14 protein-coding genes are annotated in these 14,517 nt (G+C 57.2%); 3 read left to right on the top strand and 11 right to left on the bottom strand.

The features are described 5' to 3' along the window. Positions 1–23: 23 nt before the first annotated feature. From VGC62_RS14975 to VGC62_RS14965, 3 genes are read right to left on the bottom strand one after another with little or no spacing between them, the layout of a single operon-like run. Complete coding sequence (locus tag VGC62_RS14975; protein WP_414705805.1) at positions 24–1,079, bottom strand: COX15/CtaA family protein; 1,056 nt, start codon at positions 1,077–1,079, stop codon at positions 24–26. A 9-nt stretch (positions 1,080–1,088) separates the two neighbouring features. Then, on the bottom strand, positions 1,089–1,682 hold the full coding sequence (locus tag VGC62_RS14970) for a hypothetical protein (RefSeq protein WP_331187864.1): 594 nt from the start codon (positions 1,680–1,682) through the stop codon (positions 1,089–1,091). Continuing rightward, positions 1,648–2,412: an SURF1 family protein gene (locus VGC62_RS14965; protein WP_331187863.1), complete on the bottom strand. Its 765-nt coding sequence runs from the start codon at positions 2,410–2,412 to the stop codon at positions 1,648–1,650. Before VGC62_RS14965 ends, VGC62_RS14970 begins: the two co-directional genes overlap by 35 nt. A 72-nt stretch (positions 2,413–2,484) precedes the next feature. Here VGC62_RS14965 and VGC62_RS14960 point away from each other — a divergent pair, with 72 nt between their 5' ends. After that, complete coding sequence (locus VGC62_RS14960; protein WP_331187862.1) at positions 2,485–2,688, top strand: twin transmembrane helix small protein; 204 nt, start codon at positions 2,485–2,487, stop codon at positions 2,686–2,688. 29 nt (positions 2,689–2,717) lie between these two features. On the opposite strand, the gene VGC62_RS14955 is transcribed toward VGC62_RS14960, so the two are convergent. The 4 genes from VGC62_RS14955 to coxB form a co-directional block, all read right to left on the bottom strand. After that, positions 2,718–3,611, bottom strand: coding sequence for a cytochrome c oxidase subunit 3 (locus tag VGC62_RS14955; RefSeq protein ID WP_331187861.1), 894 nt, complete (start codon positions 3,609–3,611; stop codon positions 2,718–2,720). A 21-nt stretch (positions 3,612–3,632) separates the two neighbouring features. Beyond that, the gene (locus VGC62_RS14950; protein WP_331187860.1) at positions 3,633–4,184 is read right to left on the bottom strand and encodes a cytochrome c oxidase assembly protein; all 552 of its coding nucleotides are present in this window, start codon (positions 4,182–4,184) and stop codon (positions 3,633–3,635) included. After that, on the bottom strand, positions 4,181–5,773 hold the full coding sequence (gene ctaD, locus VGC62_RS14945) for a cytochrome c oxidase subunit I (protein ID WP_331187859.1): 1,593 nt from the start codon (positions 5,771–5,773) through the stop codon (positions 4,181–4,183). The genes VGC62_RS14950 and ctaD overlap by 4 nt, the downstream gene beginning before the upstream one ends. 154 nt (positions 5,774–5,927) lie before the next feature. After that, complete coding sequence (coxB, locus tag VGC62_RS14940) at positions 5,928–7,055, bottom strand: cytochrome c oxidase subunit II (protein ID WP_331187858.1); 1,128 nt, start codon at positions 7,053–7,055, stop codon at positions 5,928–5,930. 374 nt (positions 7,056–7,429) lie between these two features. On the opposite strand from coxB, the gene VGC62_RS14935 reads away from it, so the two are divergent. Both VGC62_RS14935 and VGC62_RS14930 read left to right on the top strand, forming a co-directional pair. Next, positions 7,430–8,080, top strand: coding sequence for a hypothetical protein (locus VGC62_RS14935; RefSeq protein ID WP_331187857.1), 651 nt, complete (start codon positions 7,430–7,432; stop codon positions 8,078–8,080). A 317-nt stretch (positions 8,081–8,397) separates the two neighbouring features. Beyond that, positions 8,398–9,444 (top strand): glycoside hydrolase family 3 N-terminal domain-containing protein, encoded by a 1,047-nt coding sequence (locus tag VGC62_RS14930; RefSeq protein WP_331187856.1) that lies wholly within the window; start codon positions 8,398–8,400, stop codon positions 9,442–9,444. A 53-nt stretch (positions 9,445–9,497) separates the two neighbouring features. On the opposite strand, the gene VGC62_RS14925 is transcribed toward VGC62_RS14930, so the two are convergent. From VGC62_RS14925 to VGC62_RS14910, 4 genes are all read right to left on the bottom strand, one after another. Continuing rightward, positions 9,498–11,039: a SulP family inorganic anion transporter gene (locus tag VGC62_RS14925; protein WP_331187855.1), complete on the bottom strand. Its 1,542-nt coding sequence runs from the start codon at positions 11,037–11,039 to the stop codon at positions 9,498–9,500. Positions 11,040–11,173: 134 nt separating this feature from the next. After that, entirely contained in the window at positions 11,174–11,902 is a 729-nt protein-coding gene (locus VGC62_RS14920) for a carbonic anhydrase (RefSeq protein ID WP_331187854.1), read from the bottom strand. Between the two features lie 258 nt (positions 11,903–12,160). Further along, on the bottom strand, positions 12,161–13,057 hold the full coding sequence (locus VGC62_RS14915; protein WP_331187853.1) for a M23 family metallopeptidase: 897 nt from the start codon (positions 13,055–13,057) through the stop codon (positions 12,161–12,163). A gap of 433 nt (positions 13,058–13,490) precedes the next feature. Next, positions 13,491–14,390, bottom strand: a complete 900-nt coding sequence (locus VGC62_RS14910) for a response regulator (protein ID WP_331187852.1) — start codon at positions 14,388–14,390, stop codon at positions 13,491–13,493. Positions 14,391–14,517: the final 127 nt, after the last annotated feature.

The raw sequence follows: 14,517 nt of genomic DNA, 5'->3' as shown, positions 1-14,517 counted from the left end.
TATCAAAAGGGCCAGAACAGTCATTACCGATGCGGGCCAAGGTGCAACATCGCATGCGCGTAATGCCACAAGCTCGGCGCGCGTTTCGGTGCGACAGCGTGTACAGCACGGACCCGGTAGTTGATCAATGTCAGGGTCAGCATCAACGCTGCGGCGCCTGCGTTATGCGCCACCGCGATCCCGAGCGGCAGGTGAAAGATCACATTGCTCAGGCCCAACGCGATTTGTACCCCCAGCGCCAACACCAACAGAGCCGCCACGCCTTTGAGTCCTTCACGGTTCAGTTGCCAGGCCAGGCCCAGCAACGAAAAAGTTACCAGCAACGCGCCAATACGATGAGTCAGGTGAATGGCCGTTCGCGCATCACTGTCCAACTGCCCGCCCAGATAATTCGGGCCGATGTGTTGGGTGAGATGAAAGCCATTGGCGAAATCGGTGTTTGGCCACCACTGCCCATGGCAGGTCGGTAGATCAGTACACGCCATGGCCGCGTAGTTGGAGCTGACCCAACCACCCAGCGCAATCTGCACCACGACCAGCGCCAGCCCAATAGCGGCCAGCCGCCGCATTCGAGCCGGTAATTGCGGCAACGCCTCAAATCGGCCACTCAAGCGCAGCGTCAGCAAAAACAGCAAGTTCAATGTCAGGACGCCGCCCAATAAATGCGCCGTGACCACCTGCGGCCAAAGCTTAAGCGTAACCGTCCACATGCCAAACGCCGCTTGCGCGAAGACCACACCGAGCAATATCAACGGCAGGCGCACCGGCTGACCGGCGATCTGCCGACGATGCCAGGCATGTACGCCGAGCATCATGATCGCCAACGCCAGCCCCCCCGCGAAATAGCGATGGACCATTTCATTACGGCCCTTATGCTCTTCAACGGGCGAATCAGGAAAGCGCACCTGCGCGTACACCAACTGCACGTCGGTCTTGGGCACATTGATGAAGCCATAACAGCCCGGCCAATCCGGGCAGCCGAGCCCCGCGTGGGTAAGGCGTGTGTAGGCGCCGAGCAAAATCACCAGCAGCGCCAGCAATGTGGCAAACAGGGCGAGACGAAATCCGGGCTTGGTCATCGTGACCTCCTATCCGATGTTCGACAGCTTCAACAGCTGACGCATATCGTTGAGCACGTCCTTGCCATTCACTTGAGCGCCGTAGCGCAGCACAAGGTTGCCGTGGGGGTCGACGATCCACAGTTGTGGCAGCTCAATGCCAGGCGCGGCTCGCTGATAACGCTTCACGTCCAGCGCATAGCGCTGCAGTTGTGGGTATTCGCGGGTCAGCCTGGCGTCGTACTCGGCACTGAGCGGCTGAGCCGTGGTGATGGCGTGGCTGGCACGGGAAGCGTCGCGCCCCAGGCCGATCTGGATCTGCCGGGCCAGATAGACCAGCTGTTGGCAGTCGGCATCGCATTGGCTCGGCGCGGTGACCAACAACTGCCAACGCTTTTCGTCGGTCTGCACGCCCAACTCGGCGCGAGTCTCACCATTGCCGATCAGCTCACCATGAAAACTACGACTGTCCGGCACCCAGAATTTGAAGGTGTACATGCTGGTGGCGAGGATCATCGGCCCTATCGCTACCAGCAGCACCAGCATCAGCTGCCAGCGTCCCTTGCGACGACTTTTTAGGGCGCGGGTTTCAGACGTGCTGGTTGGACTCATGGCCGTTCCCATGCGTGTTCTCCTTGTTTTTATTGTTCTTGTCGCCCTTGGCGTGGCTCCAGCCCAGATACAGATAAAGCCCGAGCAGCGCCGTCGCCATGGCAAACCATTGCACGGCGTAGCCGAGGTGTTTTTCCGGGCCCATCGCAACCACTGGCCAGTCCACTCGATAGGCCGCAGGGCCGGGCTCCAGACGCAGCTCATGGACAAAGCCGTCGTGCCCTAAGATGGGCCAGACCTTGCTCAAGTCGACAGCCGTCACCAGTTTTGGCCAGGCATCGCCTTGTGCGTCGGGGTGCAGTTGAAAGGTCGCGCCGGGCGAGACGTAAACCCAGGCATCGAGATTCAGCGGTTGAGCCGGCGTGTCGAAAACGGGTGGAGTACGCCGATCCGGCCACGGCAGCCAGCCGCGATTGACCATCAGCCACAAACCACTGACCTGGTCGTGAAATGGCTGGATCAGCTCAACACCCACCCGGCCTTCGCGGGTGCTGTTGTCCAGCAACAGGCTGTGTTCTGGATCGAACGTGCCCCGCAATTGGACGCGCCGATAGGCCGGATCAGCCGTCGCTGGCAGCCGTTCAGCAGAGATGGCGGGTGCAGTACGGCGCTCGGCATAGTGGGCGAGCATGACGCGCTTTTCTTCACCACGGCTTAGCTGCCACAAGCCCAGCGAAACGAACAGCGGCAGCAGCGCCAACACCACCAGCGTCGGCGCTATGCCTGGCCGAAAGCGATTCATTACACACTCCGGTCTTGCGGATGAGCCACACCTATACTCATGTGCATAGCGTTTGCTCCTGGAGTTGCCCCCATGCTCAAAGCGGCGATTGTTTTTATGCTCGGTGCCACTGTGATCAGTCTGTTCAGCGGCCTGTTCTTTCTGGTCAAGGACGACAGCTCTTCAACCCGCCTGCTGAAAGCCCTGACCGTACGCGTGTGCTGCGCCGCCATGACCCTGGCGCTGATCGCCTACGGGTACTACAGCGGGCAATTGGTGTGGCATGTGCCGTGGTGACTGCCCGCATTCCCTGTAGGAGCGTGCCTTCAAAGCACGTAAACGAACACAAACAATCCCACCCACACCACGTCCACAAAATGCCAATACCAACTGGCCGCCTCAAAGCCGAACTGATGCTCGGCATCGAAATGCCCGCGCAGGATGCGCATCAGCATCACGAACAAAATGATCGTGCCGATGGTCACGTGGGCGCCGTGAAATCCGGTGAGCATGAAGAACGTCGCGCCGTAAATGCCCGAACCCAGCGTCAGGCCCAACTCGGTATAGGCGTGGTGGTACTCATCGACCTGCAACGCCAGAAACGAAATGCCCAGCACGATTGTCAGCGCCAGCCATAGTTTCAGGGCCTTGCGATGACCCTTCTTCAATGCATGGTGCGCGAGGGTCAAGGTGACGCTGGAGCTGACCAGCAAGAAGGTATTGATCAGCGGCAGGTGCCACGGATCAATGATGTCCTTGGGTGCCGGGAACAACTTCGGATCGGGCGTGTGCAGCAACGGCCAGCTGTACTGGAAATTCGGCCATAGCATGTGCGCGATGCCTTTGGAGCCCTCGCCGCCCAGCCAAGGCCCGGCCCATGTCCGTACGTAAAACAGCGCACCAAAGAAGGCCACGAAGAACATCACTTCCGAGAAAATGAACCAGCTCATGCCCCAACGAAACGAGCGATCCATCTGCGCGCTGTACAAACCCGCTCGGCCTTCTTTGATCACCGTGCTGAACCAGCCAAACATCATATAGGCCACCAGCAACCCGCCCACCATGAAGATCCATGGCCCATGAGAGTCAGGCCGCGCAGCCTTCATATCGTTGAACCAGGTTCCCAGCCCATACATCGTGACCAGCAGGCCGACCGTGGCAATGATCGGCCATTTGCTTTGCGCCGGGACGTAGTAATGCTCATGCGTGGGCGTTGCCATTTCTGGTTCTCCTTCGCGGGCCTAGCCACCATTTTTAGCGATGTGCGCTACCGGCGGCATGCGAGCGGTGATGTCGAACAGCGTGTAAGCGAGCGTCAGGTGTTTCACGTCTATGGGCAGGTCGCGATCAACGATGAAGCGCACCGGCATTTCGATGCGTTCGCCCGGTTGCAGCATTTGCTGGGTGAAGCAGAAGCATTCGGTCTTGTGGAAGTACACCGCCGCAGTACTCGGCGAGATGCTCGGCACGGCTTGGGCGGTCATTGGTTTGTCGGTTGGGTTTTGCGCCACAAACAGCATTTCGTTGACCGCGCCGGGATGCACATTCAATTCCTCGGCCTTGGGGTAAAAACCCCAAACCATGTCCGCCGAGTTGGTGGACAAAAATTGCACGCGCACCTGCCGGCTTTGATCGATGATCTGGGTTTGCCGGTATTGGTCGCCAGTCTTGCCGTTGATGCCCAGCGCCTTGCACATCACGTCGTACAGCGGCACCAGCGCGAAACCGAAGACGAACATCGCCACCACCAGAATCAATAGGCGGATGACCACAGGCCGGTTCGGGCTGTTCATTTCACCTCCGGTGGCGTGACGAAGGTGTGGTACGGCGCAGGCGAGGGCACGGTCCATTCCAGGCCGTCGGCGCCATCCCAGGGTTTGGCGGGCGCAGGCGGGCCACCACGAATGGTCTTGATCACGATGAACAGGAAGAAGATTTGCGTCGCCCCAAAGGTGAACGCACCAATCGAGGAGACCATGTTGAAGTCGGCGAACTGCAGGTTGTAATCCGGCACCCGACGCGGCATCCCTGCCAGCCCTACGAAGTGCATCGGAAAGAACGCCATGTTCATGCCGATGAAAGACAGCCAGAAATGCAACTTGCCCAGGGTTTCGTCGTACATGTGACCAGTCCATTTCGGCAACCAGTAATAGGCGGACGCGAAAATGCCAAAAATCGCACCCGGCACCAACACGTAGTGGAAATGCGCGACCACAAAATAGGTGTCCTGATACTGGAAGTCCGCTGGTGCTATGGCCAGCATCAGCCCGGAAAAGCCACCAATGGTGAACAGAATCACGAACGCCACGGCGAACAGCATCGGCGTCTCGAACGTCAGCTCACCCTGCCACATGGTGCTGACCCAGTTGAATACCTTCACCCCCGTGGGCACGGCGATCAGCATCGTCGCGTACATGAAGAACAATTCGCCCACCAACGGGATGCCGACCACAAACATGTGATGCACCCAGACGATAAACGACAGAAACGCGATGCTCGCCGTGGCGTAGACCATCGACGTGTAGCCAAACAGCGGTTTACGCGAGAACGCCGGGATGATCGAACTGACCGCGCCGAATGCCGGCAAGATCATGATGTACACCTCCGGGTGCCCGAAGAACCAGAACACATGCTGGAACAGCACCGGATCACCGCCACCCGCAGCATTGAAAAAGCTGGTGCCGAAATGGATGTCCATCAGCATCATGGTCACGCAACCGGCCAACACCGGCATGACCGCGATCAGCAAGAAGGCGGTGATCAACCAGGTCCAGACGAACAACGGCATTTTCATCAAGGTCATGCCGGGAGCGCGAAGGTTGAGGATGGTTGCGATGACGTTGATCGCCCCCATGATCGAGCTGATCCCCATCAAGTGAATGGCGAAAATGAAGAAGGTCACGCTTTGCGGCGCATAGGTGGTGGACAGCGGGGCGTAGAAGGTCCAGCCGAAGTTGGGACCGCCACCGGGGGAGAACAGTGTCGACACCAGCAACAGAAACGCCGCTGGCAGGAGCCAGAAACTGAAATTGTTCATGCGCGGCAGGGCCATGTCCGGCGCGCCGATCATCAGCGGGATCATCCAGTTCGCCAGGCCGACGAAAGCCGGCATCACCGCACCGAACACCATCACCAGCCCGTGCATGGTGGTCATCTGATTAAAGAACGCAGGCTCGACGATTTGCAGCCCCGGCTGGAACAACTCGGCGCGGATCACCATGGCGAATGAACCGCCCAACAGGAACATGCAGAAGCTGAACCACAGGTACAGCGTGCCGATGTCTTTATGGTTGGTGGTCAATACCCAGCGCATCAGGCCTTTGGCCGGACCATGCGCATGCTCAACGCCCGCGTGGCCATGGTCATCGATCACTGCACTCATGTCCTGTCTCCTGCGAAACCGTGACGGATGTTCATCTCTTCTGAGTCGGCATGCGATCTTGGAGCTGCCGAAGGCTGCGATGTCTGGGTATCAATAGAATTGCATCGCAGCCTCCGGCAGCGCCTACAGCGATTGCGAGCGTGGTTGGACCCATTCATTTCGCATCCGCCTGCTTGAGCGCCAGCACGTCTTTTGGCGTGACCATGTCGCCCTTGTTGTTGCCCCAGGCATTGCGCTCGTAAGTCACGACGGCGGCGATATCAACTTCCGACAGCTGTTTGCCAAACGCGGCCATCGCAGTGCCCGCACGTCCGTGGAACACAACATTGAGGTGATCTTCTTTGGTGCCGGTCGTAACTTTTGAGCCTTTGAGCGCGGGGAACATCGGCGGCAAGCCCTGCCCTTCGGCCTGGTGACAGGCCACGCACGTGGTGTGATACACCTTGTCACCACGCGCCACTAACTCATCGAGTGTCCACTCCTTGCTGGTCAGCTCCTTGAGCTTGGCGGCCTCTTCTTTGCGACCGGCAAGCCAAGTGTCGTAGTCGGCCTGGGATTTGGCCTCGACCACGATTGGCATGAAACCGTGGTCTTTGCCGCACAGCTCGGTGCATTGGCCGCGATAGATGCCAGGCTTTTCGATGCGGGTCCAGGCTTCGTTGACGAACCCAGGAATGGCGTCGCGCTTGACCGCAAAGGCTGGCACCCACCACGAGTGGATGACGTCAGCAGCGGTCACTAGAAATCGAATTTTCACCCCAACCGGGACCACCAACGGCTGATCGACTTCCAGCAAATAGTGTTCGCCTTTGGCCTCTTTGTTGTGGATCTGCTCGGCGGGCGTTGCAAGGTTGCTGAAAAATTCGACGTCCTGGCCCAGGTACTTGTAATGCCATTTCCACTGATAGCCGGTGATCTGGATGTCCAGACCGGACTCAGTGTTGTCGTACATTCTGATGAGGGTTTTGGTGGCGGGAATCGCCATGACGATGAGAATCAGCAGCGGCACGACCGTCCATAGGATCTCGACTGTGGTGCTTTCGTGAAACTTGGCAGCGACCTGCCCGGTAGAACGGCGATGAACGATCATCGACCAAAACATCGCACCGAACACGATGATCCCAATCACCACACAGATCCAGAAAATGGTCATGTGCAGATCGAACACCTCGTGGCTCACCTCGGTCGCCCCAGGGGCCATATTCGTCGTCCAGGCGGCATGCGCCTGATCGAATATCGACCACAACAGGAGGCCCATCCAGACTTGTGGATGTCGCATCATTGCGGGTTCCCCTCTTATTCTTCTTATTTGCCGGCAGTCACTTGCGGGCCAGGGAGCGGTGGTCAAGACACGTTACTTGAGGACCGGGGCCATGCCTGCAGTTGCAGTCCGATACATCAGGCTACTTCACACAGAACCGAGTATAGACACCACCCCAAGGTGCGCAACGGCGTGAAGAAACCCGCCAAGCGCGCTATACGCACGCGAAAATACTGAGGAAAACCAGACGTAAGGGGCAAGAACGGCTTTTTAATAGCCGATCCACATAACCATGAACTTGTTATGACAATTGCGTCTTAAGAGAATTGATAAGCAGGCTAACGTATGACTTCCGCCTATAATTACGACCCGATTTATTGCCTTCAGGAGCATTCATGAACACCGCCGCTTTGCGCGAGCAGATCAAACGAGCACAGGAACACGAGGCCGCTACTGGCCAGTTATTGCGCCAACTCGAGTTACAACTTCCCCATTTGCACCCGGCTATTCATCTTCCTGAGGTCGACCCACGAGGTGTTTTGACCCGCTTCGTGACTGCCTACATCGACCAGGTGCCCGACTTACTCGACGCAGCGCACCAAGTAGCGCAAGAGGCAGGCATCGTAGAACAGATCAAGCCTGTCCTGAAAATTGCCGAACACTTCTTCACCGCACCGCCCGCCATCCTGGACGGCCATGAAGGGCTCGACAGCCTGCTGGACGAGGCCTATCTGGCCCACCGGCTGGTCGAGGAAGTGAATGACCTGTACATCATGCATTTTGGTCAACCGCTGATCCCGGCCAACACCACCGTTGCCAGTGTGATCGCCCATCAACTGATCGGTGAGGCATTTGCCAACCAGCTGGATGAGGCTGTGCATCATGCCGTTGATGAGTTGCTCAACGAAGACAGCTTCTCGCTGGAAGCGGTCGAAGCATATCGCGAGCGCCTGAGCAGCCCAGACACAGAAGCGGCATGGAAGCGCTGGCCGAGCCTGTCGCGAGAGCTGGGCGTGGGGCTTGAGATCGAGCGCACACCAGAGTAACTAAATACCTGGCAAATAATCACGGGTTAATGCTGTCCGGCGTAAGAAGTCCCGGGGGTGCTTAAAGATTAAAGCGCGTCGCGGACGCGCTTTATCGCTTGACGCAACAACTTGTCATTATAGTAAGCACCTTAACGTCTTGGATTCTACAGAAGGGATGGTAAGCAACTTTAAAGACTACTCAAAAAAAATACACTTCCTACACGCATCCGACTAACGACCCGATGACAGCATGCGATAGAGTCTCTATGGTGTTCGCAGTAAGGATGTGCGCACGTCATGTGCAAAACAAATGACACTACGCAAAGGATAGAAATATGTTTGAAGCCTGCATGGACACCCCACTGGAATACAAAATAGGCCAAATGTTCATCGTTGGTTTCTCGGGCGGCGCAATGAGTGACGAACTGCGCAGTTACTTGGTTGATTACAATGTTGGCGGTGTGATCCTTTTTAACAAGGCGTTCGGTGAAAAAGAGTCAAACATACATAACCCGCAGCAGGTAAATACACTTATCAGCGATATAAAGTCAGTCAGCCCAATGCTGCCTTTTATCAGCGTCGATCAAGAAGGCGGCAACGTCGCAAGGCTCAACCCCGACAACGGTTTCCCCGCTACCCCGTCCCATCAAGCGCTGGCACAGCTCAGTGCATCCTGCCAGTATCGGGAGGCAAAAACGATATCCACAATGCTTGTGGACTCGGGTTTCAATTTTAACTTCGCGCCGGTTGTGGACGTCAATGTTAACCCGCTAAACCCTATTATTGCGGGCAAGGAGCGTTCATTCTCTGCCGATCCGGCAGTGGTCGCCGACTGCGCCAATATCTATATGACAGCCGCACGTGACTCCGGCATTATTTCCTCGATCAAACATTTCCCTGGGCACGGAAGCTCGATCGGCGACAGTCATCTTGGGTTTGTGGATATAACAGATACGTATAAAGAACATGAGCTGTCTCCGTTCAGGACATTAATCGCCAACGGCTATAGCGATACGGTTATGATCGCCCATGTGTTTAATCGTAATGTTGATCCAATTTACCCAGCGTCCATGTCAAAGTCCTTTATTTCCGACTTATTAAAAGACGAGCTTGGATTCAAAGGTGTGGCCATAAGCGACGACCTGGGTATGAAGGCGCTGGCCAATCATTGGAGTACAGAACAGATTCTCGTCAATGCCGTTAACGCTGGTACTGACCTGTTGATTTACTCGAATAATCTGGGGGCAACTTATGACCGAGACTACGTCAAAAGCGCCATCGACATCGTAAAGCGCAATGTCGAGAACGGCACCATCGCCCAAAGCCGCATTGATGACGCCTATGACAGAATCATGGACCTCAAAGACAAATTGATCCGCTAAGAGCTTTGCCTGCAGCCATTATCAATAAAAGTCCTGCAGGCAAGTAACACAGGTTATCTACCCGCGCCAATACCCACTGTCGTACGCATTCGGCCTTCCACCCGCCGCTTCAACAGCCGCTGCTCTACGATCAAACGTGAACCTAGCGTTGCATTGGCGCGACCCCACTCTTCCAGTAACTCCAGGCAGGAATGGTCGATGTAACTCAGGTTGCTCAGCGGCACGTGCAACGTGGTACCTGGCGGCACAGCGCTCAGCGCTTGAGTCAGCGCCGGTACTTTGAGAAACGTCGCCGAACCGTTCAGACGCAGCTCCATTTCGCCTTCGGTTGGCAGATCCACCAGATTGATTTTCAACCGGGAAGCATTGAGCGCCAGCTTCACCAGCGTCAGCGCAAAGCCCACCAGCACCCCGGTCAGCAGATCAGTGAAAATGATCGCGCTGGCCGTCGCCGCATATATGAACATTGGCATGCGGCCATAGCGGCCCAAGCCACGAAACGCTTTGAGATCCACCAGTTTCAAACCGGTGTACACCAACACGCCCGCCAAACTCGCCACTGGGATGCTCTGCAATACGCTCGACAGCAACAGCACAAAGGCCAGCAACCAAATGCCATGGAAGATGGCTGACAACCGCGTCTTGGCACCCGCTTGAACGTTGGCCGAGCTGCGCACGATCACGCCGGTCATTGGCAGTGCCCCGAGCAGCCCGCAGAGCATGTTGCCGACGCCTTGTGCGCTCAACTCCTTGTCAAAGTCCGAACGCTGCCCGTCATGCATGCGATCCACAGCAGCGGCCGACAACAACGTTTCGGCACTGGCGATGAACGCCACTGCAATGGCAGCGATCAGAATCGCCGGATCCGCAAGATTCATCAGATCAGCCGGACGCAGCCAGTCGATGGCTTCAGCCAAATTGGCCGGAACCTCGACGCGCTTGACCTGCAGGCTCATTAGCAGACTCACCAGCGTCGCAACGCCAACACCCAAGAGGGCACCCGGCACGAAACGGAGCGCGTGTGGACGATACTTTTCCCACAGCCACATCACAGCAATCGTTCCCAACCCAAGCAACCCAGCCTGCATACCGGTGCCTGGGCCGATGGCATTGAACAGCGTTTCAGGGAAGCCCAGCAGGTTACCCAGCCCGGACGGTTTGGGGCCGCTGTCGAACATCACATGCACCTGCGACAGCACAATCAACACGCCAATCCCGGCCAGCATGCCGTAGACCACGGCAGGCGCTGTGACCCGGAACCAACAGCCGAGCTTGAAGCGCCCAGCCAACACTTGCAGCAGCCCGGCCAGCAACAAAATGGGCCCCAACATGGCCATGCCATGCTCACGCACCACTTCGAACACCAACACGGCAAGGCCAGCTGCGGGGCCACTGACCTGAAGTGGCGAGCCCGCCAGCCAACCCACGACCAAGCCCCCGATGATCCCTGTGATCAACCCCTTGGCCGGCGGCATGCCCGAAGCAATGGCGATGCCCATGCACAGCGGCAGGGCGACAAGAAACACCACCACCGATGCCATCAGCTCCCGTGGTAGGTCCCGTGGCAAGAGGGATTTCAGATGTGTAATCGCCATGACGACTCTCCAGCAAATTCTTCAGACGTGACAACGCTCGGCGGCACGCTAAAGACGCGGCCGCTTGGAGCCTGAATGAGGATCAAACCGTCAGCGGTGAATCAGGTTCACACGCCAGGTCCCTGGTTTTATCGCTAAAACCGAGACCTCGGGGTGGCCATCGGGGTCGTGTCGCCGTCGAGCGGGAGGAAACAGTCTTTCTCGGCGTCGTAGGCTCTTATTTCGCTGGTCTCGATGTCGTAGACCCAACCATGAATAAACAGCTGTCCGCTGGCCATCTTCGATGCAACTGAGGGGTGTGTACGCAAATGCTGTAACTGAGCGATGACGTTTTCTTCGGTCAGCACGTGCATCGTTTCTTTTTCGCCGTTGCAGTTGCAGTTGTCTTCAACCACCGTGCGGGCGACCTCGGCGTGACGCAGCCAGGCTTTGACCGTTGGCATTTTTTCCAGGGTCTGCGGATTGAGTACCGCACGCATGGCGCCGCAATCGGAGTGACCGCAGATGATGATGTGATGCACGCCTAACGCCAACACTGCGTACTCGATTGCCGTGGAAACACCACCGTTCATGGGGCCATATGGTGGCACCACGTTGCCAACGTTACGTGTGACGAACAGGTCGCCGGGTGAGCTCTGTGTGATGAGTTCCGGCACGATCCGAGAGTCGGCACAGGCGATGAACATGGCTCGGGGTCGCTGAGCCGTGGCGAGCTTTTTGAACAGTTCTTCCTGCTGTGGGAAGACGTCATGGCGGAAATGCTTGAAGCCATCAACGATGTGCCGAAGTGCCACCTCGGCAGACTCTGCCGCTGGCAAGGCGTCCGCCGACACAACCGAAGGCTGCTTATCCATGTCTCTCATGTCTCGTCCTCTCTGACGGATTAAAGTGAAATTTCCGTATTAACTGAAGGATGACCGACGTGTCTGGCATGGCGAACCTATCCATTTGTACGCAACCGGGCGGTTATTCCTGGTTGCACCTTAACGATCCAAACTTAATTGAAACTGAATGCAACGTTCTAGCTCAAGGGTCTTGGTGACTAAACCCTATATCAACGTCAGAGAGCCTCTTAGCGGACAAGTTCGCGCGTTCTACAGTTGATCAGCGTGATCCGTAGATCAATTCCCGCCCATCGCAAAGTTCGGTAGGCTTTGTACCGGCTGGGCGAACTGGTAGGGGATGGATTCTAACGCCAACCCGACGTTGCGCTGCACCACGAAGTGCAGATGCGGCCCTGTGCTGTTGCCGGTATTACCGGAGCGGCCCAACGCGCTGCCAACAGCTATATGCTGACCTTCCCTGACCACCACCGAGCCCTGCATCAAATGCAGATACACGCCCATGGTGCCGTCATCGTGCAAAACCCGCACAAAATTGCCTGAGGGGTTTGCACCCTTCCCGGTTTGATTGTTCTCGGTCTTGATCACGGTGCCGCCGCGCGCAGCAATGATCGGCGTGCCTTCGGGCATGGCGATGTCCATGGCGTAGCGGCTCTTGGCGCCGGAGTGGCTGTATCCACCGTTCGGACCCTGGCTCAGGCGAAACGGACCGCCCACCCACGGCAACGGATAGCGATAGGCCAACGAACTGCGCTGCGGGTCGCCAACGATGGAGCGCAGGCTAGGTTTGTAGCTCATGGCCTTGCCAACGAGCTTCGGACTCAGGGCGATCAGGCGTTCATTACTGCGCGCCGGCACGGTCCGGCGAATGACTTGATCGGCGACGCCAAGGACGTTTTTCACGCCGGACAATTTCAGTTCGATTTCAACCGGCGCATACAAATCGTTACGCACGTAGAGACTGTCGTGGCCCTTCTCTTTTTTGATATTCAGATGCACTTGCTGGTCGAGGTGTTCAACCATGGGCTCGCGCAACTTAAGAACGGCAGCGCCCGGCACCGCATGATCGGTGAAAGACACAACGCCGTTGGCGTCGGTGTATTTGTAGATGGTAATGGCCCCGGCCGATTGAGCGGTCAGCAGCAATGCACACACGATCAGCAAGCGCTCGAACATCGGAATACGTCTAGGTAATGGGCCAATGGAGGCCAGCCTAACAGTGATGTCGATCGATGAGGACTAATCCGTATCAATCGGCAATACAGCAAGCGTCAAGGAAATCGCGTCAGCGGCTGATACCGCGGAGATTGCAAATTCTATGCAGCGTGGGCATGCGTTTCGTCAGGTAACTCAGAGGCTGTAGATACTCTGTTCCCGGTCAAGCTTTCAGCAAATGTGGCGGGTGATCAGTTGCAGGAGCGCGGCTTGTCCCGCGACCTGGCGCGCAGCGGCAGCAAACCCGGCGCGTGCGGCCTGCCAGTCACACCGCGTACACAGGTTTTACGACGGGTCCCGTCGGTCGCGGGACAAGCCCGACTCCTACCCTGTCGCAACCTCCGGCACACCGTGCGCGACAGCGCGGCTGTCTGGACGACCTCACTCCAGACGCTTACGCCCCTGGAGTGAAATGCTTCTGCGCCGTACCGCGTGCGATCAGGCGAGACAGGTAATCCATCTTCTGCGCATCGTGATCGATGAACCGAAAGGTCAGTTGCAGCCAGTCGCTGTCAGGTTTGTGCTCGAACGCGACGATGGCATGCAAATAGCCGTTCAAACGCGCAATCTCGGCGCTCTCGCCTTGCTCTAGGTCGAGCACTGCGGTTTCGAGGATCTGCGGCAGAACTTCGCCGCGCCGCACAACCAACAATGCTTCCTTAAGGCTCAACGCCTTGATCACGCAAGACTGGTTGCCGCTCGACAAACGCAACTGCCCTTGTCCTCGGCCCTTGGACTTGGCTGTCGTCGGCGCAGTGGCTGCCGATTTGGTCGAAGGTTGAGCAGGTGAAGGCGCTGCCGTCGTTGGGGCTGCAATAACTTGCGGACGATTGCCGGTAAGCGCTCCCAGCGAATCATTGGCAAACGCAGAGTTCATGCGGGCCGGGCCGCTGCTCATCAACGCATCCAGTTTGCCAACCTTGTGCAGCGCTTTTTTGACCTTGGTCAGCAGCTGTTCATTGGTAAAGGGCTTGCCAATAAAGTCCGAGACGCCCGCCTGGATCGCCTGGATCACGTTTTCCTTGTCACCACGGCTGGTGACCATGATGAACGGCATGGTTTTCAGGCCATCCTGCTCACGACACCAGGTCAGCAACTCAAGGCCGGACATTTCTGGCATTTCCCAGTCGCAGAGCACCAGGTCGAACGCTTCGCGGGCCAGCAATACCTGAGCTTTACGCCCGTTGACAGCATCCTCCAAATGGATGCCGGGAAATGCATTACGCAGACCTTTTTTTACGAGATCACGAATGAACGGTGCGTCATCCACCACCAATACACTGACTTTACTCATCGACGCTCCTGATGGCGTGCTCACCGCAAATGACGAGCATATCGCTGGCCGCTGGCCAACTGCCGAACTGTTTGACGACACCGGGACATTTATTCGCGGGCGACTTGACGATTGAAAACCGGAAAAC

It is taken from the genome of Pseudomonas sp. (genome assembly GCF_036404235.1).
Lineage (GTDB): Bacteria > Pseudomonadota > Gammaproteobacteria > Pseudomonadales > Pseudomonadaceae > Aquipseudomonas.
This window is presented reverse-complemented; position numbering and strand designations above follow the sequence as displayed.

Bases quoted from the DNA above. Each gene is read 5' to 3' on its own strand.
- VGC62_RS14965 (WP_331187863.1), bottom strand. From the start codon at position 2,412: ATGAATCGCTTTCGGCCAGGCATAGCGCCGACGCTGGTGGTGTTGGCG.
- coxB (WP_331187858.1), bottom strand. From the start codon at position 7,055: ATGATGCGACATCCACAAGTCTGGATGGGCCTCCTGTTGTGGTCGATA.
- ctaD (WP_331187859.1), bottom strand. From the start codon at position 5,773: ATGAGTGCAGTGATCGATGACCATGGCCACGCGGGCGTTGAGCATGCG.
- VGC62_RS14930 (WP_331187856.1), top strand. From the start codon at position 8,398: ATGTTTGAAGCCTGCATGGACACCCCACTGGAATACAAAATAGGCCAA.
- VGC62_RS14960 (WP_331187862.1), top strand. From the start codon at position 2,485: ATGCTCAAAGCGGCGATTGTTTTTATGCTCGGTGCCACTGTGATCAGT.
- VGC62_RS14975 (WP_414705805.1), bottom strand. From the start codon at position 1,079: ATGACCAAGCCCGGATTTCGTCTCGCCCTGTTTGCCACATTGCTGGCG.
- VGC62_RS14920 (WP_331187854.1), bottom strand. From the start codon at position 11,902: ATGAGAGACATGGATAAGCAGCCTTCGGTTGTGTCGGCGGACGCCTTG.
- VGC62_RS14910 (WP_331187852.1), bottom strand. From the start codon at position 14,390: ATGAGTAAAGTCAGTGTATTGGTGGTGGATGACGCACCGTTCATTCGT.
- VGC62_RS14970 (WP_331187864.1), bottom strand. From the start codon at position 1,682: ATGGGAACGGCCATGAGTCCAACCAGCACGTCTGAAACCCGCGCCCTA.
- VGC62_RS14925 (WP_331187855.1), bottom strand. From the start codon at position 11,039: ATGGCGATTACACATCTGAAATCCCTCTTGCCACGGGACCTACCACGG.
- VGC62_RS14935 (WP_331187857.1), top strand. From the start codon at position 7,430: ATGAACACCGCCGCTTTGCGCGAGCAGATCAAACGAGCACAGGAACAC.
- VGC62_RS14955 (WP_331187861.1), bottom strand. From the start codon at position 3,611: ATGGCAACGCCCACGCATGAGCATTACTACGTCCCGGCGCAAAGCAAA.
- VGC62_RS14950 (WP_331187860.1), bottom strand. From the start codon at position 4,184: ATGAACAGCCCGAACCGGCCTGTGGTCATCCGCCTATTGATTCTGGTG.
- VGC62_RS14915 (WP_331187853.1), bottom strand. From the start codon at position 13,057: ATGTTCGAGCGCTTGCTGATCGTGTGTGCATTGCTGCTGACCGCTCAA.